The organism is Pseudomonas sp. FDAARGOS_761 (assembly GCF_013343155.1).
Taxonomy (GTDB): domain Bacteria; phylum Pseudomonadota; class Gammaproteobacteria; order Pseudomonadales; family Pseudomonadaceae; genus Pseudomonas; species Pseudomonas aeruginosa.
Map to the genome: position 1 here is coordinate 5,414,432 of NZ_CP054572.1, position 25,005 is coordinate 5,439,436.

The following is a 25,005-nucleotide window of genomic DNA, read 5'->3' on the forward strand; positions in this document are numbered from 1 at the left end:
ATCGACTGGGAGAATCTTAACGGGGTTCGGCAAAAATGCCCCATTGATTTAGGCCATCAGTGAAATTATCTAAATCTATCGAAGAATATATAAATAGTTAAAACAACTAATCGAAGAACCTGCCCTCGTCAGTGCCCGGCCTTCCACGGCTGGCCCAGGGAAACCGGGGCATACAGCCGGGTGCGCAGGGCATCGCGGGAGAGCAGGACCAGCACCAGGATGGTCGCCGCATAGGGCAGCATCGCCAGCAGGTTGGCCGGAATCGACAGCCCGATCCCCTGGGCCACCAGGTGCAGGATGCTGGCCAGGCCGAACAACCAGGCACCGAGCAGCACGCGGAACACCCGCCAACTGGCGAAGACCACCAGCGCCAGGGCGATCCAGCCACGTCCGGCGGTCATGTTCTCCGCCCACATCGGCGTGTAGGCCAGCGACAGGTAGGCACCGGCCAGGCCGGCCATGGCGCCGCCGAAGAGCACCGCCAGGGTGCGCACGCGCAGCACCGGAAGGCCCATCGCGCTGGCCGCGTCGGGGTTCTCGCCGACCGCCTGGAGAACCAGCCCGGCGCGGCTGCGCAGGAGCATCCAGGCGACCGCGGCGAACAGCGCCAGGCTCAGGTAGACCAGCGCGTCCTGGGCGAACAGCATGCGCCCGAGCAGCGGCAACTCGCCCAGCACCGGCAGCGCCAGCGGGGCGAACCCTTGCAGCGGCTTGCCGACCCAGGCGGCGCCGACGAACGACGACAGGCCGACGCCGAAGATGGTCAGCGCCAGGCCGCAGGCCACCTGGTTGGCGTTCAGGTACAGGGCGACCCCGGCGAACAGCGCCGCCAGCAGCATGCCGGCGAGCACCGCGAGGAGCACGCCGAGCCACAGGCTGCCGCTGGAGAAGGCGACCATGAAGCCAATCACCGCGCCGAACAGCATCATCCCCTCCTGGCCCAGGTTGAGCACCCCGCTTCTCTCGCAGACCAGTTCGCCCAGCGCCACCAGCAGCAGCGGAGTACCGGTGCGGACCATGGCGAACAGCAGGTTGTCGAGCAGATCGATATCCATCGTGGTTCCTCGGCGGTTCGGCTCAGGCCAGGGCGTCGCGCAGCGCCGGGCGCTTGCGCCAGCGTCCGTGCAAACGTGGGCGGTAGAGGATCAGCACGTCACAGGCGAGGAGGAAGAACAGCATCATCCCCTGGAACAGCCCGGTCAGCGCCAACGGCAGGTTGAGGCTCATCTGCGCGGCCTCGCCGCCGAGGTAGAGCAACGCCATCAGCAGGCTGGCGCAGAGGATGCCGAACGGATTGAGACGGCCAAGGAAGGCCACGGTGATCGCCGCATAGCCGTAGCCCGGCGAGACCTGCGGCACCAGTTGGCCGATCGGCCCGGCGACCTCGCAGACGCCGGCCAGGCCTGCCAGCGCGCCGGAGAACAGCAGCACGAACCAGACCAGGCGCTTCTCGCGGAAACCGACGAAACCGGCGGCGCGGCGGTCGAGGCCGAGCACGCGGACCTGGAAACCGAGGAAGCTGCGCTGCGCCAGCACCCAGACCGCCGCCAGCGCCAGCAGGCCGAACAATGCGCCAAGGTGCACCCGGCTGTCCTCGAACAGCGCCGGCAGGCGGCTGGCCTCGCCGAACAGCGCCGACTGCGGGAAGTTGAAGCCATCCGGGTCCTTCAACGGCCCGTGCACGCCGTACAGCAGCAGGTTCAGCGCGATGTAGTTGAGCATGATGGTGGTCAGGATCTCGTTGGCGTTGAAGCGCGTTCGCAGCCAGGCGGCGAACCCGGCCCAGAGCGCCCCGGCAGCGGTGCCGGCGAGCAGCACCCAGGCCAGCGCCCAGCGGCTCTGCCAGTCGAGCAACTGGATCGCCACCGCGCTGCCGGCCAGGGCGCCGACCAGCAACTGGCCCTCCGCGCCGATGTTCCACACGCGCGCCTGGTAGGCCAGTGCCAGGCCGAGGGCACAGAGCAGGATCGGCATGGCCTTGACCAGCAGCTCGCCGAGCCCATAGAGGTCGCTGAGCGGCTGTACCAGCACGGTATGCAGGGTCTGCCACGGATCGTGGCCGAGACAGGCGAACAGCAGCGCGCCGCAGACCAGGGTCAGCAACCCCGCCAGCAGCGGAGAGGCCAGCAGCATCCAGCGCGACTGCCGGCCGCGCGGTTCCAGGGACAACAGCATCACAGGCTCCCTTGGGCAACGGCGCCGGCGACTGCCGCCGGCGCCTCGAATTGACCGGCCATCCAGCCGCCGACCTGCTGCGGCGAAGCGCTCGCGGTGGCGACCGCCGGGCACAGCCGACCCGAACACAGCGCGGCGATGCGGTCGCTGAGCAGGAACAGCTCGTCGAGGTCCTCGGAGACCACCAGGATCGCCGTACCGGCATCGCGCAAGGCAATCAGCGCGCGGTGGATCAGCGCCGCCGCGCCGACGTCCACGCCCCAGGTGGGATGCGCCGCCACCAGCAGGCGCGGGGCCTGGAGGATCTCGCGGCCGAGGATGAACTTCTGCAGGTTGCCGCCGGAAAGGCTGCGTGCCGGCGCCCCGGCACCCGGGGCCTTCACGGCGAAACGGCGGATGATCTCCTCGGCCAGCGCCAGCACCTTGCGCCGCCGGACCAACCCGCGCTTCACCAGTCCCTGCTGGAAGGCGGTGAGCAACGCATTGTCCGCCAGGCTCATCTCCGGCACCGCGCCGTGCCCCAGCCGCTCGGCGGGCACGAAGGCCTGGCCGGCGCGGCGCCGCGCATCCGGCGCCAGGTGCGCGCCGGCGCAGCCGCCGAGGCGGATGCGCTCGGCCTGGGCGCGCGGCAGGCGCACTTCGCCGCTGAGCAGGGCGAGCAACTCGTCCTGGCCATTGCCGGCGACCCCGGCGATACCGAGGATCTCGCCGCTGCGCACCTCCAGGTCGAGGCCGGCGAAGGACACGCCGAAGGGGTCCGGGTTGCGCCAGTGCAGGTCGCGCACCTGGAGGAAAGGCGCGCCGCCGGTGACCTTCGGATACTCCGCCGCCAGGCCCTCGGCGTCGCCCACCATCAGCCGCGCCAGCTCGAGATCGGAACATTGCGCCGGCACGCACTGTCCGGCCACCCGTCCGCCGCGCAGCACCGTGGCGCGCTGGCAGAGCGCACGGACCTCGGCCAACTTGTGGCTGATGAAGAGGACACTGCAACCCTCCTCCGCAAGACGGCGCAGGGTGACGAAGAGATCCTCGGCCTCGCGCGGGGTCAGCACCGAGGTCGGCTCGTCGAGGATCAGCAGGCGGATGTCCTGCATCAGGCAGCGCACGATTTCCACCCGCTGGCGCTCGCCGATGGACAGCCCATGGACCAGCCGGCGAGGCTCCAGCGGCATGCCGTAGCGCTGCGACACCTCGCGAATACGCGCCTCCAACCGGCGCGGGCTGCCCGCCTCGGCGCCGAGGGCGAGCGCGATGTTCTCCGCCACGCTGAGCGTCTCGAACAGGGAGAAATGCTGGAACACCATGCCGATCCCCAGCGCCCGGGCGCGAGCCGGGTCGCGCACCTGCACCGGCTCGCCCTGCCAGCGGATCTCGCCGGCATCGGGACGGGTCACGCCGTAGATGATCTTCATCAGCGTGCTCTTGCCGGCGCCGTTCTCACCGAGCAGGGCGTGGATCTCGCCGGCGTCGATGCACAGGTCGATGCGGTCGTTGGCCAGGCAACCCGGATAGCGCTTGCTGATCCCGCGCAGTTCGAGGCGCGGCGGCGCGAAGGAGGAAGGTGCGGACATGGCGGACCCGGTCGGTTGCTCGACGATGCCGCGGCCGGTGCAAATACCTGGCCAGGAGGTCAGGAAAGCCCTGGAACGCGGCTTGCGCCGGGAGCCACGGGCCAGGCTGCCGCGCCGAGCGGCACCAAGCCGGAGCACGCCTGGGACGCCGCGGCACATTTGCGGGCAACCCTGCGGCGCACCCGTGTGAGCATTTGTCGCAAAACAGTCATCACCACCTTGCTCACAGAGTTATCCACAGCGTGTCGGGAGCCCATCCGGGACCTTGGGAAGCCTCCCGCGCCGACCGTCCCGGCAATTTTCGCAACATCGGCGCTGGACAGAAAACAGCCAACCCGGCAGGCCATGGGCGCGACCTGGCAAGGCATTTTCTCCAACACTTTGCCAACAGCTTTATCCACAAGATATCGACAGCCGTTCGGAGGAACCCGGCAGAACGATCTCTCCCGGCCAAGCCATGGCTCGGCCGAATCCCTGGGGCAGCCCCGGCGGCCCGCTTCCGGCACAGTTTGCCAACAGCTTTTCCACAGGAAACCCGCGGAACGGGAATGCCCGTGAAAATGTCTCCAGGACTTCCCCTTTCGACGCCAGGACGCCCATGAATACTGGGTTTTCCGGCTTTTCAGGAAAGTCCGCGGCGATCGACGGAAGCATGCTCGGCGGCGCCATGGGTGAATCCACTGTCCACAGTTTCGCGACGCACCGTCGTGGCGCATTCCACAGCGCCTTTTCCCTGGCTCTTTCGCCAACCGGGAGAAATCCTGCGGCCCCGTCCAACGCCTTTCCCACGACCGCCGAAGGCATTTTTTCAACGGGGAATGCGAACAGCTTTTCCACAGACAAACCCACAGAAGCGCCAGTTGCCGACCGGGCATTTCGCAAGGCGGATTCAAGGTGCCGGAACGCTTTCCGCGGATCGCCTGCCGGAAGCCAGATGGGCACATCCCGCAATGGCTCGTGCAATCTTTCCACACGCGCGCTACACACAGACTTATCCACAGCATGCGCACAGTGCATAATGGCGGAAGCGAGATCACGCGCCAAAGACGGGATATTTCCGTCGATTTCCCGGACTAAAGAGGCGAAAGCGCCGTTCCGGCAGCAGAGGAGATGAACGATGCAGTACCTGCTGGCAACTTCGTCCCCCCACTTATCCTGCACTCCGACCACGGCGGGAGCGCGATGAGCAGTTCAGCCCATCGCGGGCGGATCCTGCATTTCCTCGGCGACCCGGCGAAGCTCGGCGACAAGGCCTGGGAGTATTTCGAGGACGGCCTGCTGTGGATCGAACACGGCCACGTGCGCGCGCTCGATCACGCAGCCTACCTGCTGCCACAACTGCCCGCCGACCTGCCGCTGGAGGAACATCCGCAGCGCCTGCTGCTGCCCGGCTTCGTCGACTGCCATGTGCATTACCCGCAACTCGGAGTGATCGCCTCCTACGGCACCCAACTGCTGGACTGGCTGGAAACCCACACCTTTCCCGCCGAGCAGCGCTTTGCCGATGCCGGCTACGCCGCCGCCCAGGCCGAGCTGTTCCTCGACGAACTGCTGCGCCACGGCACCACTACCGCGCTGGTGTTCGGCACGGTCCATGCGGTATCCGCCGAGGCATTCTTCCAGGCCGCGCAGAAGCGCCGCCTGCGGATGATCGCCGGCAAGGTTCTGATGGACCGCAACGCGCCGCCGGCGCTGTGCGATACCGCGGCCAGTGGCTACGCCGAGAGCCGCGCGCTGATCGAGCGCTGGCACGGCAACGGGCGCCTGCAATACGCGGTCACCCCGCGCTTCGCGCCGACCTCCTCGCCCGAGCAACTGGCCGCGGCGGCGCGCCTGCTGGACGAGTATCCCGGCGTCTACCTGCACACCCATCTTTCGGAGAACCTCAAGGAAGTCGCCTGGGTCGGCGAGCTGTTTCCCCAGGCGCAGGACTACCTGGACGTCTATCATCGCGCCGGCCTGGTCGGCGAACGCAGCGTGTTCGCCCATGGCATCCATCTCTCCGAACGCGAATGCCGCTGCCTGGCGCACAAGAACGCAGCGCTGGCGCACTGTCCCAGTTCCAACCTGTTCATCGGCTCCGGCCTGTTCGACCTTGGCCGCGCCCAGCAATACGGCATCCGCGTCGGCATCGGCAGCGACGTCGGCGGCGGCACCAGCCTGTCGCTGCTGGCCAACCTCGCCGACGCCTACAAGATCCAGCAATTGCGCGGCACCAGCCTCGATCCGTTCCAGGCGCTCTACCTGGCCACCCTCGGCGGCGCCAGGGCGCTCGACCTGGACGGCCTGGTCGGTAACTTCCTGCCCGGCCGCGAGGCCGACTTCGTCGCTCTCGACCTGGCCGCCACGCCGATGATCGCCCAGCGCATGGAGCATGCGCGCGGCCTGGCCGATACCCTGTTCGTGCTGAACACCCTGGGCGACGACCGCGCGGTGGCGGAGACCTGGGTGATGGGGGAGCGGCGCCATGCGAAGGGGTGAGAGCCTCTTTCCCGCGTTGGCTCGGCCCGTCGCTGCATGCCACCTCCTCGCGCTGTTAGAGAAAAGGCACCGTTCGGCGGACGGCCGAAGCTCGCGTCACTCAATCCGCGCCCTCACGACACCGCCACCGCCTCCAGGAACCGTTCCAGCACCAGGTTCGGCCGGCGTCCCTTGCGGGTCACGATGGTCAGCGCGATGGCGTAGTGGAAACGCTCCGGCAGCAGGGGCCGCAGCATCCCGGCGGCGACCCAGTCGGCGGCGTAGTGCGACGGCAGGTAGCCGATGAAGTTGCCGGTCAGGATCAGGAACGCCATGCCCTCGCGGTCCGAGGCGCTGGCACTGTTGTTCAGTTCCTGGTGGCGCGCCTGTGCTTCGGCGGGCAGGCGGTAGCTGGGCGCCACGGCGTCCGCGGCGAGCACCTCGTCCACCGCGATATCGCCGTCGGCGCGCTCGAACAGTGCGTGGCCGCGGCTGCAATAGAGCTGCGCGTGCTCGTCATACAGCGGCAGGTACTCGAGCCCCGACAGCGGACTGATCAACGGCACCACGCCGACATGCAGGTGGCCGTCGAGCACGCCCAGTTCGATCTCGTTGGGGGTGGTCATGCCGATGTTGATCCGCACCTGCGGTCCCTGCCCCTTGAGCGCGCTGAGAGCGTGGGTGATGCGCATCTGCGGCAGGGTCACCAGGTTGTTGATGATGCCGATGTTGAGTTCGCCGCGCAGGTGCTGGTGCAGGTCGTTGACCTCGGCGCGGAACCCCTCCAGCGCCGCCAGCAGGGTCTGGGTCGCGCGATAGACCTCGCGGCCCTCGTCGGTCAGGGCGAAGCCGGCGCGGCCGCGCTGGCACAGGCGCATGCCCAGGCGCTTCTCCAGGTCGCCCATGTGCAGGCTGATCGCCGAGCGGCTGAGGCCGAGAGTGCTCTCGGCGGCGGAGAAACTGCCGCACTCGACGATGGTCTTGAAGATGCGCAGCAGGCGGATATCGAAATCGCTGACCTGGCCGAGCGACGGGTTGCGGGATTTGGCCATTATTGTTTTACCCAGTCGAAACTAAACGTGAGAAGAATAAGCTTTATCTAACCTTTCGTCAGGGCCAAGCTTGATCCCAACGCTCCGCCGCCGCGTGCGCGGAACCTTCCAACAAGAAAGCCCGAGGATCGAACGATGAACCAGCCGCTCAACGTGGCCCCGCCGGTTTCCAGCGAACTCAACCTGCGCGCCCACTGGATGCCCTTCTCCGCCAACCGCAACTTCCAGAAGGACCCGCGGATCATCGTCGCCGCTGAAGGCAGCTGGCTGACCGACGACAAGGGCCGCAAGGTCTACGACAGCCTGTCCGGCCTGTGGACCTGCGGCGCCGGCCACTCGCGCAAGGAAATCCAGGAGGCGGTGGCTCGCCAGCTCGGCACCCTCGACTACTCGCCGGGCTTCCAGTACGGCCATCCGCTGTCCTTCCAGTTGGCCGAGAAGATCGCCGGGTTGCTGCCAGGCGAACTGAACCACGTGTTCTTCACCGGTTCCGGCTCCGAGTGCGCCGACACCTCGATCAAGATGGCCCGCGCCTACTGGCGCCTGAAAGGCCAGCCGCAGAAGACCAAGCTGATCGGCCGCGCCCGCGGCTACCACGGGGTCAACGTCGCCGGCACCAGCCTCGGCGGGATCGGCGGCAACCGCAAGATGTTCGGCCAGTTGATGGACGTCGACCACCTGCCGCACACCCTGCAACCGGGCATGGCGTTCACCCGCGGGATGGCCCAGACCGGCGGCGTCGAGCTGGCCAACGAACTGCTCAAGCTGATCGAACTGCACGACGCCTCGAACATCGCCGCGGTGATCGTCGAGCCGATGTCCGGCTCCGCCGGCGTACTGGTACCGCCGGTCGGCTACCTGCAGCGCCTGCGCGAGATCTGCGACCAGCACAACATCCTGCTGATCTTCGACGAGGTGATCACCGCCTTCGGCCGCCTGGGCACCTACAGCGGCGCCGAGTACTTCGGCGTCACCCCGGACCTGATGAACGTCGCCAAGCAGGTCACCAACGGCGCCGTGCCGATGGGCGCGGTGATCGCCAGCAGCGAGATCTACGACACCTTCATGAACCAGGCGCTGCCCGAGCACGCGGTGGAGTTCAGCCACGGCTACACCTACTCCGCGCACCCGGTCGCCTGCGCCGCCGGCCTCGCCGCGCTGGACATCCTGGCCAGGGACAACCTGGTGCAGCAGTCCGCCGAACTGGCGCCGCACTTCGAGAAGGTCCTGCACGGCCTGCAAGGCGCGAAGAACGTCATCGACATCCGCAACTGCGGCCTGGCCGGCGCGATCCAGATCGCCCCGCGCGACGGCGATCCGACCGTGCGTCCGTTCGAGGCCGGCATGAAGCTCTGGCAACAGGGTTTCTACGTGCGCTTCGGCGGCGATACCCTGCAATTCGGCCCGACCTTCAACGCCAGGCCGGAAGAGCTGGACCGCCTGTTCGACGCGGTCGGCGAAGCGCTCAACGGCATCGCCTGATGAGCGGCCGCCCGCAAGCCGTACCCACCGTGCAGGTGGACAACGCCGAGGTGATCGTGACCGAATGGCGCTTCGCCCCCGGCGCGGAAACCGGGCGCCACCGCCACGGCCACGACTATGTGGTGGTACCGCTGACCGACGGCACGCTGCTGCTGGAAACCCCCGAGGGCGACCGCCACGCGCCGCTGGTCGCCGGACAGGCCTACTTCCGCAAGGCCGGCGTCGAGCACAACGTGATCAACGCCAGCGCACACGAAGTGGTCTTCGTCGAGACCGAGATCAAGTAATCCGCACCCGCTCCCCAGGGAGCGGGTAAAGGGAAAGGGCCACGGCCCTTTCGTCACCCCTAGCGAAGAGAGAACAAGACAAGATGGGCACCCTCCACCACCTGATCAACGGCGAAATGGTCGCCGACAACGGCCGCAGCGCCGACGTCTTCAACCCCTCCACCGGCGAAGCCATCCACAAGGTCCCGCTGGCCGACGGCAAGACCCTGCAGAAAGCCATCGATGCCGCCAGGGCCGCCTTCCCGGCCTGGCGCAACACCCCGCCGGCCAAGCGCGCACAGGTGCTGTACCGCTTCAAGCAACTGCTGGAGCAGAACGAGGCGCGGATTTCCAAGCTGATCAGCGAAGAGCACGGCAAGACCCTGGAAGACGCCGCCGGCGAACTCAAGCGCGGCATCGAGAACGTCGAGTACGCCTGCGCCGCCCCGGAAATCCTCAAGGGCGAGTACAGCCGCAACGTCGGCCCGAACATCGACGCCTGGAGCGACTTCCAGCCGATCGGCGTGGTCGCCGGGATCACCCCGTTCAACTTCCCGGCGATGGTGCCGCTGTGGATGTACCCGCTGGCCATCGCCTGCGGCAACACCTTCATCCTCAAGCCCTCCGAGCGCGACCCCAGCTCCACCCTGCTGATCGCCGAGCTGTTCCACGAAGCCGGCCTGCCGAAGGGCGTGCTGAACGTGGTGCACGGCGACAAGGAAGCCGTGGACGGCCTGCTCCAGGCGCCGGAAGTGAAAGCCATCAGCTTCGTCGGCTCGACCCCCATCGCCGAATACATCTATGCCGAGGGCACCAAGCGCGGCAAGCGCGTGCAGGCCCTGGGCGGCGCGAAGAACCATGCGGTGCTGATGCCCGACGCCGACCTCGACAACGCCGTCAGCGCGCTGATGGGTGCCGCCTACGGCTCCTGCGGCGAGCGCTGCATGGCGATCTCGGTGGCGGTATGCGTCGGCGACCAGGTGGCCGACGCGCTGATCGCCAAGCTGGTTCCGCAGATCAAGGCGCTGAAGATCGGCGCCGGCACTTCCTGCGGCCTCGACATGGGCCCGCTGGTCACTGCCGCCGCGCAGGCCAAGGTCACCGGCTACATCGACAGCGGCGTGGCCCAGGGTGCGGAGCTGGTGGTGGACGGCCGCGGCTACCAGGTCGCCGGCCACGAGAACGGCTTCTTCCTCGGCGGCAGCCTGTTCGACCGGGTGACCCCGGAAATGACCATCTACAAGGAAGAGATCTTCGGCCCGGTGCTGTGCGTGGTTCGCGTCAACAGCCTGGAAGAGGCCATGCAGTTGATCAACGACCACGAATACGGCAACGGCACCTGCATCTTCACTCGCGACGGCGAGGCCGCCCGCCTGTTCTGCGACGAGATCGAGGTCGGCATGGTCGGCGTCAACGTCCCGCTGCCGGTGCCGGTGGCCTACCACAGCTTCGGCGGCTGGAAGCGCTCGCTGTTCGGCGACCTCCACGCCTACGGCCCGGACGGCGTGCGCTTCTACACCCGGCGCAAGGCCATCACCCAGCGCTGGCCGCAGCGGGCCAGCCACGAGGCCTCGCAATTCGCCTTCCCCAGCCTCTGAAGGCTGACGACAACAGGCATGGTCGGTAACGACCATGCCTTTTTTCTTTTTCCGCAATCAGGAGTCCGCAACGTTCCACCGCCGTGAAACCTCACCCACGGCCGCACCCATGGCGTCGCCCACAAGGCGGCCCAGACCTTGCCCAAGAACAATTAAAGGGTCTCAACGATGTCCAAAGTCGTACTGGCTTCACAACTGCCGAACAAGCGCAACGCCTCGCTCGCGCCCGGCCTGAAACAACGCCACGTCACCATGCTGTCGATCGCCGGGGTGATCGGCGCCGGCCTGTTCGTCGGCTCCGGCCATGCCATCGCCGCCGCCGGCCCGGCCGCCCTGCTCGCCTACCTGATCGCCGGCACCCTGGTGGTGCTGGTCATGCGCATGCTCGGCGAAATGGCGGTCGCCTCCCCCGATACCGGTTCCTTCTCCACCTACGCCGATCGCTCCATCGGCCGCTGGGCCGGTTTCACCATCGGCTGGCTCTACTGGTGGTTCTGGGTGCTGGTGATCCCCCTCGAAGCGATCGCCGCCGCGGCCATCCTCAACGCCTGGTTCCCGGCCATCGACACCTGGATCTTCGCCCTCGCGGTGACCTTCCTGCTCACCGTCACCAACCTCTTCAGCGTGGCCCGCTACGGCGAGTTCGAATTCTGGTTCGCGCTGCTCAAGGTGATCGCCATCATCGCCTTCATCGTGCTCGGCGCGGTGGCCATCGTCGGCGGCCTGCCGGAACGCGAGGTCAGCGGCCTGTCCAGCCTGATGGCGAGCCACGGCGGCTTCGTGCCGAACGGCTACGGCGCGGTGCTCGGCGCCCTGCTGACGACCATGTTCAGCTTCATGGGCACCGAGATCGTCACCATCGCCGCCGCCGAGTCCAAGGACCCGGCGAAGCAGATCACCCGCGCCACCAACTCGGTGATCTGGCGGATCGGCCTGTTCTACCTGGTGTCGATCTTCATCGTGATCTCCATCGTGCCGTGGAACGACCCGCTGCTGATCCAGGTCGGCTCCTACCAGCGCGCCCTGGAGCTGCTGGACATCCCGCACGCCAAGCTGATCGTCGACCTGGTGGTACTGGTCGCCGTGGCCAGCTGCCTGAACTCGGCGATCTACACCTCGTCGCGGATGGTCTTCTCCCTGGCCAAGCGCGGCGACGCCCCGAGCGTGCTCAAGCTGACCAACACCGCCCACGTACCACGCCCGGCGGTGCTGGCCAGCACCGCGGTGGGCTTCCTCACCACCATCGTCAACTACTTCGCACCGGAGAAGGTCTTCACCTTCCTCCTCGCCAGCTCCGGCGCCGTGGCGCTACTGGTGTACCTGGTGATCGCCGTGGCCCAGTTGCGCATGCGCAAGCAATTGCAGGCCAGCGGCCAGCCCATCGAGTTCCGCATGTGGCTATATCCCTGGCTGACCTGGGCGGTGATCCTGTTCATCGTCGCCGCGCTGAGCATCATGCTGATCATGCCGGAGCACCGTCACGAGGTGTTCGCCACCGCTCTGCTGACGATCTTCACCGTCTGCCTCGGGCTGCTCAACACGCGACGCAAGCCGCGCCTCGGCGAGGACTACGCCGGGAAGACGGCGCGGGTCTGAGCCCACCACCGGGGGAAGAACCGAGACAGCCCTCCAAAGAAAAGCCCGGCCAATGGCCGGGCTTCTTCAGGCAAGGTCGTCTCAGACCTTCCTGACGAATTCCGATTTCAGCTTCATCGCGCCAATGCCGTCGATCTTGCAATCGATGTCGTGGTCGCCGTCCACCAGGCGGATGTTCTTCACCTTGGTGCCGACCTTCACCACCAGCGAGGAGCCTTTCACTTTCAGGTCCTTGATCACGGTGATGGTATCGCCGTCCTGGAGAACGTTGCCCACCGAATCCTTGATCACCTTGCCATCATCGGATGCCGTAGCGGCCTCGTTCGGCGACCATTCATGGGCGCACTCCGGGCAGACCAGCAGCGCACCATCCTCGTAGGTGTATTCGGAGTTGCATTGGGGACAGGGCGGCAGCGTGCTCACGGCATTCTCTCTTCAGCAGGGGAACGAAAACCGCAGATTATATAGGGTTTATCGCTCCCCTGCCGAACCGCCTCAGAGCCCCTTGGTCTTCGGCGCGCCGACGGCCGGCCCGGAGAAGTCGAGGGTGCCCTTTTCGCTGAAGCGCACGGTGCCGAACAGGCCTCCTGCGAGCTTGCCCTTCACCACGTAGGGCATGCCCCGGGTCGGCGCGTTGTTGCTCAGGCCCCAGGCCTGGCGGAAGGCGGAAAAGGCGGAGACGGTCAGCGGCACGCTCACCACCCGCTCGCCGAAGCGCGGTACCTCGCCGGTCTGGTCGCTGACGCCGCTGGCCAGGGGCTGACCGTTGACGTCGAGGTCGAGGGCGATGCCGTTGTATTCGATCGGCTCGTCGTTGGGGTTCTGTACCCGCAGCTTGACCATGAAGCGCATCTCCATGCCTTGCCCCGGCAGGGGTTCCAGGCCGACCAGGTCGATACGCAACGGATCGCGCTGGCCGAAGGTGCTGCAGGCGCTCAACAGGACGCCCAGGCACAGGGCCGGCAGCAGGCGGCCGAGGTTCGCAGGCAGGCGCATGGGTTCTCCTCCTTGGGTCGAATGTGCGCCCATGGTGCCACAGCCGCTAGAATTCGCCGCGCAGCCGGTCCGGCTGCGCCAATGGACAAAGGACATGCCCATGCCTACACGCGTTCTGCGCGGCCTCGTCGCCGCCCTCCCACTGTTCCTCGCCGCCTGCTCGGACTCCGCTCCGTCCAGCGAGGAGATCGCCCGCCTGCTCGCCGAGCGCGGCTTCGACAAACCCGCCTGCGCCAGTTCCACCCTGTTCGAGACCTTCCCGGTGACGCTCTCCGACAGCTTCTCCGGCCCCGGCCCGGCGAAAGGCAACGCCGCGGTCTACGACGCGCTGGTCGGCGTCGGCCTGCTGCGCCGCGACGGCGATTCCTACGACCTCACGCCCGCCGGCCGCGAGGACTACAAGCCCGAGTCGAAGGCCTTCTGCTACAGCAGCGGCTTCGACGTCAGCGTCCGTTCGGTGGACCCCGCCAAGCCCGACGACTACGGCCCGGCCGTGGAAAAGGGCTGGTTGGTCACCGTCGAGGTCAAGCCACGCGAAGTGAAGGACTGGGCGAAGAACCCCGAGGTGCTCAAGCAGGCCAGCCTGACCACCCTGCAACAGATCACCCAACCGCAGGTCGGCCAGGTCTCGCTGGTCAAGCCACGCGGCGAGGAAGGCTACAAGCTCGTCAACACCCGCTTCTCGCCCAGGCAGGGCTTCCACTTCAACCAGGCCTGGTAATCCCACGCCGCCCTTCCGCCCGCCCCGCTCGGGGCGGGCTCCTCATTCAACCCACTGATCGATAAAGGTTTTTTCGTCGGACGAAACAGCCGGGCGATTGCTCGCCCGAAAGCTTTCGTATACATTCGTTTTCACTGTAAACACCGTATACATCGAAAACGAAGTTGATCAGAAAATGAGCACCGTAGTCTCGTTCCGCGCCGATGACGCCCTGGTCGCGGCCCTCGACGAACTGGCCCGCGCCACCCACCGCGACCGTCCGTATCACCTGCGGCAGGCGCTCGCGCAGTACCTGGAAAGGCAGCAGTGGCAGGTCGCTGCCATCGATGAAGGCTTGGCCGATGCCAATGCCGGTCGCCTGCTGGAACACACCGAGATCGAGAAGCGCTGGGGGCTGCAATGAGCCTGAAGTGGACCCGCAAGGCGGCCGCCGACCTGGACGCCATCTACGACCATTACGTCGTGCTGATCGGCCCGGAAAAAGCCCTGAAAGCCGTCCAGGACATCGTCGAGCAGGTGAAACCGCTGCAGCAGGTAGCCAACCAGGGGGCAGGGCGGCCCAGCGAGGTGCCAGGCGTACGCACCCTGACCCTGGAGCGCTGGCCGTTCAGCGCCCCTTTTCGGGTAAAAGGCAAGGAAATCCAGATTTTGCGCATAGACAGGGTCGAAATTACCCCCTAAAAGTGGTCACACGGTTACAAGATGTTTCAAAACGAATATTTACCTTGACTTGTACGTAGTTACTTATTTCGGACAAAAAATCCATAACTCACAAGAAATGGACATTTTTCGACCAGACAAATGAGAGCGACCAACTTGCGACCACTGCAACCTGATTAGTTCTTTAACTGACTTATGCTTCGCTCCCATACGCATCCGTATTTTTCCGAAACCCGACGACCTCGCCCGCTGGGCACGCTTTCTCGCGCTTTTTCCGGTGATTTTTTCCCAGACGCAGTCTCCCGCAAGGAGGAACCGGCATGGATTCGCTGAAAGGCATGGCGATCTTCGCCACTGTGGTGGACAAGGGCTCGATGGCAGCCGCGGCCCAGAGCCTGGGCATGACCCCTTCGGCAGTCAGCCAGCAGATCCGCAAGCTGGAGAGCCGCGCCCAGGTCACTTTGCTGCATCGCACCACCCGCCGGCTGACCCTGACCGAGGCCGGCGAGGCGTTCTATCGCAGTTGCGCGCAGATGCTGGCGATCGCCGAGGAAGCCGAGCGGCGGCTTGGCGAATGGCGCGATGCGCCGGTGGGCGAGTTGCGCCTGGCGGCGCCGGTGGGGTTCTCCGGCACGCTGATCACCCAGGCGCTGAAACCGTTGCTGGAGAACCACCGCCAGTTGCGCCTGCAACTGTTCTTCCAGGACGAGCGCATCGATCTGGTCGCCGAGCGCATCGACCTGGCGATCCGCGTCGGCAATCTCGCCGACTCCAGCCTGGTGGCGCGCCACCTCGGCGACTGGAGCAGCGTGCTCTGCGCGGCGCCGGCCTATTTGCGCCAGCGGGCGCCCATCAACCGTCCGGAGCAGTTGACCGAGGTCGACTGGATTTCCCTGAACACTTCGAACCACCTCAACCACCTGACGCTCAGCGGGCCGGGCGGGGAAGTCTGCAAACTGCGCCTGGAGCCACGGGTGGCCGCCAACGGGATGCTCGCGGTGCGTCAGTTCACCCTCGACGGACTCGGCGTGTCCTACCAGCCGCTGCCGGAGGTACGCGACGCGCTGAACGACGGGCGCCTGCAACAGCTATTGCCGGAGTGGAGGATTCCCGGGCTCGGCATCTATGCGGTGACGCCACGGCGAGAGGCCCAGCCGGCCAAGGTGAAGGTCGCCATCGAGGCGCTGCGGCGAGCGTTCGCCACGGACGGGGATGAGCGCTGGAGCTGACCGACGGACTGCCGGCCAGCTCCAGGTACCGTCAGGAGAAGCGGCCGAGGGTCAGGGTGACCTCGCCGATGTCCGTGCCCGTGGCGTTGCCGCCGCTGGTGATGCCGGCATAGTCCGCCGATGCCGGCGTGAAGCCCCAGGTGTTGGTGGCGCCGGATTTCCACGGGTCATCCCAGCTGAAGGTGCCCATCTTGGTGTTGCCGTCGTAGCAGTCGAAGCTGCCCTGGGTGCCGGACGAAGCGTTCTCCCGTCCGCAGGAGGCGATCCATTGCGGGCTGCCGGCCTGCACGTTCATGCTGCTGACTTCCTCGGTGGAAATCTCGTCGTCCTTGTTGGTGTAGCGGTAGAACTTGCCCCATTGCAAGGTGGCGTTGCGGATGCCCACCGTGCCGATGGATTTGGATACCACGACCTTCACTGCGATCCATTCTGCGTATGCCATGTCGATCTCCGTTAACCATGCGTTCACAGCTTCCTGTAGGACGTCACGGACAGGACCGGGCGCTCACAACGGACCCTTGGCTACTTCGACCAGCACGGCGCCATCCCTGACCCGCTTCACTATAGGCTGGCCACCAGCCACCACCGCCTGCCAGATCTGGTAGGCGGCGGCCGGGGAGGTCAGGCCCTCCGGCGTTTTTCCCCGCGAGGGGCCTTCATGCCGAATGCCTCGCGCAGGTCGGTGGTGGGTGGCGGCAGGAAGCGCATGCGGGCGAACAGGCCTCGCAGGTAAGCGTCCATCAGCGCGGCCGCCGCCGCGCTGTCGCCGTCCTCCAGGGCATCGAGCAGGGCGCGCTGCGCGGCGCAGGCCTCGGCGGTATAGACCGCCCCCTTGTTCAGCGCGATGTCCAGCGAGGCGCGTGCCACCAGGCCGCGGACGAAACCCTGCAGCAAGGGATTCTCGGTCAGTTCGGCCAGGCGCAGGTGGAAACGCCCGGCGAGACGGATCAGCCCGGCGCTGTCGCGGGCCGCGAGGCAAGCCTGCTCCTCGTCGACCAGCGCCCGTAGCTCGGCAAGGGCGGCGGGATCCAGCCCCGCGGGCAGTTGCCGCACCACTTCGCTTTCCACCAGCAGGCGCGCGTCCAGCACCTGCCGCGCCTGGCGCTCGTCCGGGCGGGCGACGCTGGCGACCTCCTTCGGCGGCATCACCACCGCGCCGTCCTCGGCGAGACGGGTGAGGGCACGCTGGATGGTGCCGTTGCTGACCCGGAAGATCTGCCCGAGGGTTTCCTTGCTCAGCTTGGCGGCCGGCGCCAGGCGCTTTTCCAGGATTGCCGTGTAGATGCTTTCGTAGACGAAATGGCTGGTGGGGCGCAGCGCGGCGCCCTGCTGGGTACGTGCGTCGAATCCGACCATGTTCACACCTGTCGAGTCGTGCTTGTGGGCCTTCGCAGGCGGCGGACGAAAGCCGTCCGGGCGCCGCGACGGTCCCGGGTTGGAACCCTGGCGCGGGCGATCAGACCTGCGGCAAGCGCAGGTCGATGTTCAGGCGCGCGCCTTCGTTGAGGATGTGCTGGCGCATCGCCTGGCTCGCCCGCTCGCTATCGTGCTGGCGGATCGCACGGAGGATGGCGTCGTGTTCCTGGAGGATCTCCTCGGCGTATTCCGGCTGGCGGCGCACCAGGTTGTCGCTGCGTTCCAGGGCGCTGCCGATCTGTTCGGAAACGCTGAGGAAGATCGGGTTCGAGGTGAGCTTCACCAGGCGCCGGTGGAAGGCCGTGTAGGCCTCAACCAGAGCCTGCGGGTCGCCATCCTCGACCGCTTCGCGCAGGTCCAGCAGCAACAGCCGCAGTTCGCTGATCTCCGCCGCCCCGGCGCTCTGCGCGACGATGCCGACGATGAACGGCTCCAGCGCATAGCGCAGTTGCAGGACGTCTTCCATGGTCGCCTCGCCGGGCGCCGCGACCTCGCGCAGCGGTTCGCTGCGTTCGAGGACCATCACGCCCTTGCCCGGCAGCGAACGGACCACGCCCAGGGTCTCCAGGACCATGATCGCCTCGCGCAGGCTCGGCCGGCTGATTTCCATCTGCTCAGCCAGCTCGCGCTGGCCGGGCAACATCTGGCCGGCGACCCAGCGACCCTGCTCGATGGTGTCGAGCAGGCGCTGGGCAACCGCGTTGACCAGCTTGGACGAAGAAAACATGTCGCCTCCCTTTACTTGCCAATCGGACGTGCAACGCGCCTCGGCGCGTCAGCCATGCAGCTTGCCTTCCCCGGCCACCGCGCTGCGCTTGAGCGGCTCGCCGTCGGCCTTGGCCGGCGCCTCCAGGCGCCCGTCGAGTATGGCCTGCGCGCGCGGCATATCGATGTCGTTTTCCCAGCGGGCGATGGTCACGGTGGCCACGCAGTTGCCGATCAGGTTGGTCAGCGCGCGACCGATGCCCATGAACCAGTCCACCGAAAGCACCAGCACCAGGCCGGCCACCGGGATCGCCGGCACCGCGGTGAGGGTGGCGGCGAGGATCACCAGGGCCGAGCCGGGAATGCCGTGGGCGCCCTTGGAGGTCACCAGCGAAACCAGCAGGATGGTGACCAGGTCGGTCATCGCCAGCGGCGTGCCGGTGACGTGGGCGATGAACACCACCGCCAGGGTCAGGTAGATCGAGAATCCGTCGAGGTTGAACGAGTAGCCGGTGGGAATCACCAGGCCTACCGTGGAGCTGCGGATGCCCATGTGCTCGAGCTTGCGCATCACCTGCGGCAGCACCGCGTCGGAGGAGGCGGTGCCCATCACGATCATCAGCTCTTCGCGGAAGTAGCGCAGGAACGGCAGCATGCGCACCCCGGAGAGACGCAGGACGCTGCCGAGCACCGCCATGACGAAGACCAGGCAGGTGGCGTAGAACACCAGCACCAGCGCGCCCAGGTGGCTGAGCGAGTCGACGCCGTAGCGGGCGGTGGTGAAGGCCACCGCGCCGAACACGCCGAGCGGTGCCAGGCGCACGATCATGCCCATGATGCGGAACACGATGTGGCTGAATTCGTTGATCAGGCGGGCCACGCCGCTGGCCTGCTCGCCGACCAGGTTCAGGGCGCTGCCGAACAGCACGGAGAACAGCAGGACCTGGAGGATGTCGTTCTCGGCGAAGGCGCTGAACACAGAGGTCGGGATCAGGCCCATGAGGAATGCCACGGGGCCATGGATTTCCTGGGTGCGCCCGGTATACAGTGCGACGTCGCCGGCGGGCAGTTCGTTGAGATGGATGTTGGCGCCGCTGCCCAGGCCCAGGCTGTAGGCGACCACCAGGCCGAGGACCAGGGCGATGGTGGTGAGGATTTCGAAGTAGATCACCGACTTCAGGCCGATGCGGCCGACCTTCTTCAGGTCGCCGGCGCCGGAGATGCCGTTGACCACCACGCAGAAGACGATCAGTGCGATGAGCATCTTGATCAGCTTGATGAAGCCATCGCCCAGCGGCTTCATCTGCACGGCCAGGTCGGGAATGCCGACCCCGCAGATGACGCCTATCACCAGGCCAATCACGACTTGCAGGAATATCGAGCGGGAACAGCGCTTGATGAACATCGCAGGAGTCTCCATTCGGCGCTTCCATCGGGCCTCGCGGAGGCGGGCGATGAACGCATTTTTATTGTGGTATTACCGGTCTGACCAGTTCAGCCTATACGCAAAGAAGTCGGCCTGACAAGCCGCTATCGGCGGGCGCGACGAATGGCCAGGAACCGCGGCACGCGCGGGCCGCAGCCGGGAGAAGGGCGCTCGGATGGCGCAAGGCGGCGGGCCAGAGCGGCTCGCCGCGGGGAAGGGGAGGTCAGCCGGCAAGGGCCTCGGCGACGAAATCGAGGCGATCCTGGCCGAAGAACAACTGGTCGCCGACGAAGAAGCTGGGTGCGCCGAAGACGCCGCGCCGCACCGCCTCTTCGGTGGTCGCCTTGAGCCCCTCCTTGACCTGCTCGTCGCCAACCAGGCGGAGGAACTCATCCGGATCGAACCCGGCCTCCGCCAACACCTGGGCGACCACCTCGGGCTTGCCGAGGTTCTGCTGTCGTACCCACAACGCTTCGAACACCGCTTTCAGGTAGGGATGGAACCCTTCGCCGCCGAGATAGCCCTGGGCGCCGCGCATCAGCGTCAGGGTGTTGATCGGGAAGGCCGGGTTGAAGGCCAGCGGCACGCCGTAGCGTTTCGCATAGCGCGCCAGGTCGTGGAGGGTGTAGCGCCCCTTGGCCGGCACCTCGATCGGCGAATGGTTGCCGGTGGCCTTGAACACGCCGCCCAGCAGCATCGGCCGCCAGGCGATGCTCGCGCCATGGGCGGCGGCGATGCGCGGCAGTTGGGTCCAGGCGAGGTAGGTGGTGGGACTGCCGAAGTCGAAGAAGAACTCGATTTGCTTGCTCATGCGTGGCTCTTTCCGTGGCGGGGATCAGAAGGTTTCCATCCAGGGGCGCAGGTCCAGTTCGTGTACCCAGCAGTCGCGCGGCTGGCAGTGGATCTGCCAGTAGGTCTCGGCGATGTGCTCGGGATCGAGGATGCCGTCCTGCTCCTTGCGCTTGTACAGCTCGGGCAGGGTTTCGCGGATGAAGTCGGTGTCGATGGCGCCGTCGATGATCGGGTGGGCGACGTGGATGCCCTTCGGCCCCAGCTCGCGCGCCATGCTCTGGGCCAGGGCACGCAGGGCGAACTTGGCGCCGGAGAACGCGGCGAAATGCGCGCGGCCGCGCAGCGAGGCGGTGGCGCCAGTGAAGATGATCGTTCCGCGCTGCCGCGGCAGCATCACCCGCGCCGCCTCGCGGCCGGTGAGGAAGCCGCCGAAGGCGGCCATCTCCCAGACCTTGCGATAGACCCGTTCGGTGGTTTCGGTGATCGGGAACCAGACGTTGGCGCCGACGTTGAAGATCACCGCCTCCAGCGCACCGACCTCACCCTCGATGCGGGCGAAGAGGTCGATCACCTGCTGCTCCTGGCGTGCGTCGCAGCCGCAGGCCAGGGCCTCGCCGCCTTGGTCGCGGATGGCCTGCACCAGCGGCTCCAGCTTCTCCGCGTTGCGCCGGGCGACGCACGCCACGTAGCCCTCGCGGGCGAACCGCCGGGCGATGGCGCCACCGGTGGCGTCGCCGGCGCCCATTACCAGAACCGCTTTGCGCTGGGTCATTGCAGAGGCCTCTCTTGTTAGTTCTTTTTTAGAACCCAATAGAGACGATAGTTAGTTCTTAAAAGGAACTTGTCAACTGGCAAGGGCTCGAGTGATATCCGCGCACCAATTACTCTGCCTGTCCCAGCCTGCCCGGCACGTCCTCTCCCTGAAGAGAGGGGACCGGTCGGCGGAGCCTGGTACGACAGCGTCCTTCCTGCCGTAACGCCATCGGCGTTTATCCGCCGATTCGCGTCGGCGGCCAGGCCTGGAACGCTCAGCCGCGCCGCAGCAGGCGCCCCTTCCAGAACAGCCCCTCGCGTACCGTCACGTCCCGCGCGTGCAGCGGCTCACCGCATTCGGAACAGACCAGCACGCCATGCATGTGCTGGCCGCAATGCTTGTGCACATGCTCGAGTGGCGGCCCCTCGACGCCGGCGAGGTGGCGGTCGCCCCAGTTCACCAGGGAAAGGATGGCCGGGTACAGTTCCATCCCTTTCTCGGTAAGCCGGTATTCCTCGCGCAGCGGCCGTTCCTGGTAGGGCACCTTGGCCAGTATCTCCGCTTCGACAAGGCGCTTGAGGCGGTCGGCGAGGACGTGGCGGGTCACGCCGAGGCTGCGCTCGAAGTCGTCGAAACGGCGCACGCCGAGAAAGCAGTCGCGCAATACCAGCAGGGTCCAGCGATCGCCGAGGATCGCCAGCACCCGCGCCAGCGAACAGGGTTGTTCGCTCAGTTCTTCCCAACGCATGAGACACCTCCAGCCGTTCGGCAAAGGATAGCCGCGTGGGTTCTGAAACGAAACCGACCGGCCACGCCTTTCCAGCGCCCCGCCGCCCATGGCATAACCGCGTTCCTGTCCCCCTTGTCCCGGAATCCCGACCATGTCGCTCGACTGGACCTGCAAGCACCACGCCGACCTCACCCTGAAGGAACTCTACGCGCTGCTGCAATTGCGCACCGAGGTCTTCGTGGTGGAACAGAAATGCCCCTACCAGGAAGTCGACGGCCTCGACCTGGTCGGCGATACCCATCACCTGATGGCCTGGCGCGACGGCCAGTTGCTCGCCTACCTGCGCCTGCTGGACCCGGTTCGCCACGAGGGCCAGGTGGTGATCGGCCGGGTGGTCAGTTCCTCGGCCGCGCGCGGCCAGGGGCTCGGTCACCAGTTGATGGAACGCGCGCTGCAGGCGGCGGAGCGCCTCTGGCTGGACACCCCGGTATACCTCTCGGCCCAGGCCCACCTGCAGGGCTACTACAGCCGCTATGGCTTCGTCGCGGTCACCGAGGTCTACCTGGAAGACGACATCCCGCACATCGGCATGCGCCGGGCCTGAGGCCCGGAACGCCGCGGACGGTGGGGGAAGGAAAGGTAATCAGGCCTGCGGCTTGAGCACGCCGGGCAGTTGGGCTTCCAGCTTGGCGTTGTTCAGCGGCGCGCGGATGAAGCCGTGCTGCTCGCCGTCCGGGCCGATGATCACCAGGTTGCCGCTGTGGTCGACGGTGTAGTTGGGCTTGCTGGTGTCGGCGGGGATGTAGGGGATGCTCATGGCGTTGGCCAGCTTCTGGATGTTCTCCGGAGTGCCGGTGAGCCCCTGGAAGCCGGCGTTGAAGTAGCCCAGGTATTGCTTGATCTGCTGCGGCGTGTCGCGGTTCGGATCGACGCTGACGAATACCACCTGCAGGTCGTCGCGCACCTCCTGCGGCAGCTTGCCCTGCAATTCGCGGAGCTGGGCGAGGGTGGTCGGGCAGACATCGGGGCAGAAGGTGTAGCCGAAGAACAGCAGGTGCCAGCGACCCTTGAGACTGGCGGTGCTGACCGCCTGGCCGTCCTGGTTGGTGAACTCCAGCGCCGGCACCTTGCGCGTCTGCGGCAGGATCACGATGCCGGCGTCGAGCAGCACGGTGGGATCGGCCTGGCGCTGGGCGGTGAGCACCTTGTGCACGGTGAGGCCGAGGACCAGGGCAACCAGGGCGACGAGGACGAGGACGGTCTTGTTGACTCGAGTCATGGGTGGGCAAGGCTCTAGAGTGGGATCAGAGAAGCAGCTTCAGCGGCAGATAGTGGTCCACCAGCAGCGCCATGAACAGCAGGAACAGGTAGACGATAGAGTACTTGAAGGTCTTTATCGCCGCATGTGGCCGGCTGTCACAGTAGAGCGCCCAGGCCCAGTCGAGGAAGCGCGCGCCCAGGGCCAGGGCGCAGAGCAGATAGACCAGCCCGCTCATGTGGATGACGAACGGCATCAGGCTCACCGCGAACAGCACCAGGGTATAGAGCAGGATGTGCAGCTTGGTGTAGCGCTCGCCGTGGGTCACCGGCAGCATCGGGATGTCGGCCTTGGCGTATTCGTCCTTGCGGTGGATGCATAGCGCCCAGAAGTGCGGTGGGGTCCAGGCGAAGATGATCAGTACCAGCAACAGCGGCTCGGCGCTCAGGTGGCCGGTGATGGCGACCCAGCCGAGCAGCGGCGGCGCCGCCCCGGCGAGCCCGCCGATGACGATGTTCTGCGGCGTGGCGCGCTTCAGGAAGCCGGTGTAGAGCGCCGCGTAGCCGAGCAGCGAGGCGAGGGTCAGCCAGGCCGTCAGCGGGTTGGTGAAGGCCAGCAGCACGGCCATCCCGGCCAGCGCCAGGAGCAGCGCGAAGCCCAGCGCCATGCTCGGCGACACCCGGCCCTCGGCCAGCGGCCGCTTGTGGGTCCGCGCCATGATCGAGTCGATGCGCCGGTCCACCACATGGTTGACCGCCGCCGCCGCGCCGGCACAAAGGCCGATGCCGAGGTTGCCGAAGATCAGCACCTGCCAGGGCACGAAGCCATCCAGCGGCGCCTTGGTGGCGAGCAGCATGCCGATCAGCGAGGTGATCAGCATCAGCACCACGACCTTGGGCTTGGTCAGTTCGAGGAAGTCGCGCCAGGTCGGCTGGCTGTGGCGATCGATGACGGTGGCCATATCCTTACCTCCATCCTTCTGTCTGTCAGGCGGCCTTCAGCCGCGAACCTTGCGCCGGCGGCAGCGTGCGGCGCACGCGCTGCGGCGACGGTGCCGGCGCGCGGACGCTGGCCGGCGCGCGCAGGCGATAGTTGACCAGCACCAGGCTGAGCAGCAGCAGGGCGCCACCGCCGTTGTGCGCCACCGCCACCGGCAGCGGCAGGTGCAGCAGCACGTTGCTGATGCCCAGGCCGATCTGCAGCGACAGGCCGAGCAGCATCAGCGCGGTCGGCCAGACCAGGCCGCTGCGCTGCAGGCGCCAGGCGAGCAGCAGGAGGACCAGGGTCACGCACAGCGCGCCGATCCGGTGGGTCATGTGGATCGCCGTGCGCGCGTCGCTGTCGAGCTGGCCGCCGAGGTAGTTGGGGCCGATGTGCTGGGTCAGGTGGAAGCCGTTGGCGAAGTCCATCCGCGGCCACCACTCGCCATGGCAGGTGGGCAGGTCGATGCAGGCCACCGCCGCGTAGTTGCTGCTGACCCAGCCGCCGAGGGCGATCTGGCCGATCACCAGGAGCAGGGCCAGCCCCGCCAGTCCGCGGGTCGCCGCCGGGTAGCGCCGCGCCGCGAAGCGTCCGGAGAGACGCAGGGCGAGGAGAAAGAGCAGCGCCAGGGTGGTGAAGCCGCCGAGCAGATGGGCGGTGACCACCTGCGGCCAGAGCTTGAGGGTCACCGTCCACATGCCGAAAGCGGCCTGCGCGATCACCACCGCGAGCAGCAGCAGCGGCAGCTTCAGCGGTTGGCCGTCGCGCCCGCGGCGGACCAGCGCATGCAACGCCAGGCCAAGGATGAGCAGGCCGAGGGCGCCGGCGAAATAGCGGTGGATCATCTCGTTCCAGCCCTTCTGCGCCTCCACCGGGGCGTCGGGGAAGTGCAGTTCGGCGTGGGCCAGTTGCGCCTCGCTCAGCGGCACGTGGACGAAGCCGTAGCAGCCTGGCCAGTCCGGACAGCCGAGGCCGGCGTGGGTCAGCCGGGTATAGGCGCCGAGCAGGACCACCACGGCGGCCAGCAGGGTCGCCAGCACGGCGACGGTGAAACCGGGTTTGCGGGTTGCGCCTGACATTCGCGGGCCCCTTTTTCTTGTCGTTCTGTCCTCATCGGGCCGGGAACCGCGCCGGCCA

Annotated in this window: 27 protein-coding genes; 10 read left to right on the top strand and 17 right to left on the bottom strand. The window is 66.8% G+C overall.

Going from position 1 to position 25,005, the window contains the following annotated elements:
• Window positions 1-128: 128 nt before the first annotated feature.
• The 4 genes from FOC67_RS25240 to FOC67_RS25255 all read right to left on the bottom strand — a co-directional run bounded on the left by FOC67_RS25240 (window position 129) and on the right by FOC67_RS25255 (window position 4,583).
• On the bottom strand, window positions 129-1,055 hold the full coding sequence (locus FOC67_RS25240) for an ABC transporter permease (RefSeq protein WP_003083821.1): 927 nt from the start codon (window positions 1,053-1,055) through the stop codon (window positions 129-131).
• A gap of 22 nt (window positions 1,056-1,077) precedes the next feature.
• Window positions 1,078-2,175, bottom strand: coding sequence for an ABC transporter permease (locus tag FOC67_RS25245; protein WP_003107144.1), 1,098 nt, complete (start codon window positions 2,173-2,175; stop codon window positions 1,078-1,080).
• Window positions 2,175-3,746, bottom strand: coding sequence for an ABC transporter ATP-binding protein (locus tag FOC67_RS25250; RefSeq protein WP_023085742.1), 1,572 nt, complete (start codon window positions 3,744-3,746; stop codon window positions 2,175-2,177). Before FOC67_RS25250 ends, FOC67_RS25245 begins: the two co-directional genes overlap by 1 nt.
• Before the next feature lie 393 nt (window positions 3,747-4,139).
• Window positions 4,140-4,583 (bottom strand): hypothetical protein, encoded by a 444-nt coding sequence (locus FOC67_RS25255; RefSeq protein ID WP_170940918.1) that lies wholly within the window; start codon window positions 4,581-4,583, stop codon window positions 4,140-4,142.
• 273 nt (window positions 4,584-4,856) lie between these two features.
• Here FOC67_RS25255 and guaD point away from each other — a divergent pair, with 273 nt between their 5' ends.
• Window positions 4,857-6,227 carry a guanine deaminase gene (gene guaD / locus FOC67_RS25260; RefSeq protein ID WP_003128340.1) on the top strand — a complete coding sequence of 457 codons (1,371 nt, stop codon included), beginning with the start codon at window positions 4,857-4,859 and terminating at the stop codon, window positions 6,225-6,227.
• A gap of 113 nt (window positions 6,228-6,340) precedes the next feature.
• Here guaD and bauR read toward each other — a convergent pair whose 3' ends face one another.
• A complete protein-coding gene (bauR, locus tag FOC67_RS25265) occupies window positions 6,341-7,258 on the bottom strand; it encodes an HTH-type transcriptional activator BauR (protein WP_003083805.1) in 918 nt (305 codons plus the stop codon).
• Between the two features lie 135 nt (window positions 7,259-7,393).
• On the opposite strand from bauR, the gene bauA reads away from it, so the two are divergent.
• The 4 genes from bauA (at window position 7,394) to gabP (ending at window position 12,200) form a co-directional block, all read left to right on the top strand.
• A complete protein-coding gene (bauA, locus tag FOC67_RS25270; protein WP_003101231.1) occupies window positions 7,394-8,740 on the top strand; it encodes a beta-alanine--pyruvate aminotransferase in 1,347 nt (448 codons plus the stop codon).
• Window positions 8,740-9,027, top strand: a complete 288-nt coding sequence (gene bauB, locus FOC67_RS25275) for a beta-alanine degradation protein BauB (protein ID WP_003083790.1) — start codon at window positions 8,740-8,742, stop codon at window positions 9,025-9,027. The genes bauA and bauB overlap by 1 nt, the downstream gene beginning before the upstream one ends.
• An 83-nt stretch (window positions 9,028-9,110) precedes the next feature.
• Window positions 9,111-10,604, top strand: a complete 1,494-nt coding sequence (locus tag FOC67_RS25280; RefSeq protein WP_003101230.1) for a CoA-acylating methylmalonate-semialdehyde dehydrogenase — start codon at window positions 9,111-9,113, stop codon at window positions 10,602-10,604.
• 168 nt (window positions 10,605-10,772) lie between these two features.
• On the top strand, window positions 10,773-12,200 hold the full coding sequence (gabP, locus tag FOC67_RS25285) for a GABA permease (RefSeq protein ID WP_009314944.1): 1,428 nt from the start codon (window positions 10,773-10,775) through the stop codon (window positions 12,198-12,200).
• 81 nt (window positions 12,201-12,281) lie between these two features.
• Here gabP and FOC67_RS25290 read toward each other — a convergent pair whose 3' ends face one another.
• Both FOC67_RS25290 and FOC67_RS25295 read right to left on the bottom strand, forming a co-directional pair.
• Window positions 12,282-12,623, bottom strand: coding sequence for a zinc ribbon domain-containing protein YjdM (locus FOC67_RS25290; protein ID WP_003101229.1), 342 nt, complete (start codon window positions 12,621-12,623; stop codon window positions 12,282-12,284).
• 72 nt (window positions 12,624-12,695) lie between these two features.
• Window positions 12,696-13,196 (bottom strand): LEA type 2 family protein, encoded by a 501-nt coding sequence (locus tag FOC67_RS25295; RefSeq protein WP_003101228.1) that lies wholly within the window; start codon window positions 13,194-13,196, stop codon window positions 12,696-12,698.
• A gap of 100 nt (window positions 13,197-13,296) precedes the next feature.
• Between FOC67_RS25295 and FOC67_RS25300 the strand changes: the two genes are divergently transcribed.
• From FOC67_RS25300 to FOC67_RS25315, 4 genes are all read left to right on the top strand, one after another.
• Window positions 13,297-13,917: a hypothetical protein gene (locus FOC67_RS25300; protein ID WP_009314940.1), complete on the top strand. Its 621-nt coding sequence runs from the start codon at window positions 13,297-13,299 to the stop codon at window positions 13,915-13,917.
• Between the two features lie 175 nt (window positions 13,918-14,092).
• Window positions 14,093-14,320 carry a CopG family ribbon-helix-helix protein gene (locus tag FOC67_RS25305; protein ID WP_003083775.1) on the top strand — a complete coding sequence of 76 codons (228 nt, stop codon included), beginning with the start codon at window positions 14,093-14,095 and terminating at the stop codon, window positions 14,318-14,320.
• A complete protein-coding gene (parE, locus tag FOC67_RS25310; RefSeq protein ID WP_003083773.1) occupies window positions 14,317-14,598 on the top strand; it encodes a type II toxin-antitoxin system toxin ParE in 282 nt (93 codons plus the stop codon). The genes FOC67_RS25305 and parE overlap by 4 nt, the downstream gene beginning before the upstream one ends.
• A gap of 299 nt (window positions 14,599-14,897) precedes the next feature.
• Window positions 14,898-15,806: a LysR family transcriptional regulator gene (locus FOC67_RS25315; RefSeq protein ID WP_003083769.1), complete on the top strand. Its 909-nt coding sequence runs from the start codon at window positions 14,898-14,900 to the stop codon at window positions 15,804-15,806.
• A gap of 31 nt (window positions 15,807-15,837) precedes the next feature.
• Here FOC67_RS25315 and FOC67_RS25320 read toward each other — a convergent pair whose 3' ends face one another.
• The 7 genes from FOC67_RS25320 to FOC67_RS25350 form a co-directional block, all read right to left on the bottom strand.
• Complete coding sequence (locus FOC67_RS25320; RefSeq protein ID WP_003110659.1) at window positions 15,838-16,248, bottom strand: aegerolysin family protein; 411 nt, start codon at window positions 16,246-16,248, stop codon at window positions 15,838-15,840.
• A gap of 179 nt (window positions 16,249-16,427) precedes the next feature.
• Window positions 16,428-17,162, bottom strand: a complete 735-nt coding sequence (locus FOC67_RS25325; protein WP_003110658.1) for a GntR family transcriptional regulator — start codon at window positions 17,160-17,162, stop codon at window positions 16,428-16,430.
• A 100-nt stretch (window positions 17,163-17,262) separates the two neighbouring features.
• Complete coding sequence (locus FOC67_RS25330) at window positions 17,263-17,949, bottom strand: FadR/GntR family transcriptional regulator (protein ID WP_003083762.1); 687 nt, start codon at window positions 17,947-17,949, stop codon at window positions 17,263-17,265.
• Between the two features lie 48 nt (window positions 17,950-17,997).
• A complete protein-coding gene (locus FOC67_RS25335) occupies window positions 17,998-19,347 on the bottom strand; it encodes a C4-dicarboxylate transporter DctA (protein WP_003137006.1) in 1,350 nt (449 codons plus the stop codon).
• Window positions 19,348-19,576: 229 nt separating this feature from the next.
• Window positions 19,577-20,164, bottom strand: coding sequence for a 2-hydroxychromene-2-carboxylate isomerase (locus FOC67_RS25340; RefSeq protein ID WP_003083757.1), 588 nt, complete (start codon window positions 20,162-20,164; stop codon window positions 19,577-19,579).
• Window positions 20,165-20,188: 24 nt separating this feature from the next.
• A complete protein-coding gene (locus tag FOC67_RS25345; RefSeq protein WP_003083755.1) occupies window positions 20,189-20,917 on the bottom strand; it encodes an SDR family oxidoreductase in 729 nt (242 codons plus the stop codon).
• Between the two features lie 256 nt (window positions 20,918-21,173).
• On the bottom strand, window positions 21,174-21,647 hold the full coding sequence (locus tag FOC67_RS25350; protein ID WP_003083753.1) for a helix-turn-helix domain-containing protein: 474 nt from the start codon (window positions 21,645-21,647) through the stop codon (window positions 21,174-21,176).
• Between the two features lie 133 nt (window positions 21,648-21,780).
• On the opposite strand from FOC67_RS25350, the gene FOC67_RS25355 reads away from it, so the two are divergent.
• Window positions 21,781-22,233 carry a GNAT family N-acetyltransferase gene (locus FOC67_RS25355; protein ID WP_009314933.1) on the top strand — a complete coding sequence of 151 codons (453 nt, stop codon included), beginning with the start codon at window positions 21,781-21,783 and terminating at the stop codon, window positions 22,231-22,233.
• 39 nt (window positions 22,234-22,272) lie between these two features.
• Here FOC67_RS25355 and senC read toward each other — a convergent pair whose 3' ends face one another.
• The 3 genes from senC to FOC67_RS25370 are packed head-to-tail and all read right to left on the bottom strand — an operon-like array spanning window position 22,273 to window position 24,947.
• A complete protein-coding gene (gene senC, locus FOC67_RS25360) occupies window positions 22,273-22,908 on the bottom strand; it encodes a cytochrome c oxidase copper chaperone SenC (RefSeq protein WP_003083748.1) in 636 nt (211 codons plus the stop codon).
• Window positions 22,909-22,933: 25 nt separating this feature from the next.
• Window positions 22,934-23,848: a heme o synthase gene (gene cyoE / locus FOC67_RS25365; protein ID WP_003083746.1), complete on the bottom strand. Its 915-nt coding sequence runs from the start codon at window positions 23,846-23,848 to the stop codon at window positions 22,934-22,936.
• A gap of 25 nt (window positions 23,849-23,873) precedes the next feature.
• Window positions 23,874-24,947: a heme A synthase gene (locus tag FOC67_RS25370; protein ID WP_003115033.1), complete on the bottom strand. Its 1,074-nt coding sequence runs from the start codon at window positions 24,945-24,947 to the stop codon at window positions 23,874-23,876.
• Between the last annotated feature and the right edge of the window lie 58 nt (window positions 24,948-25,005).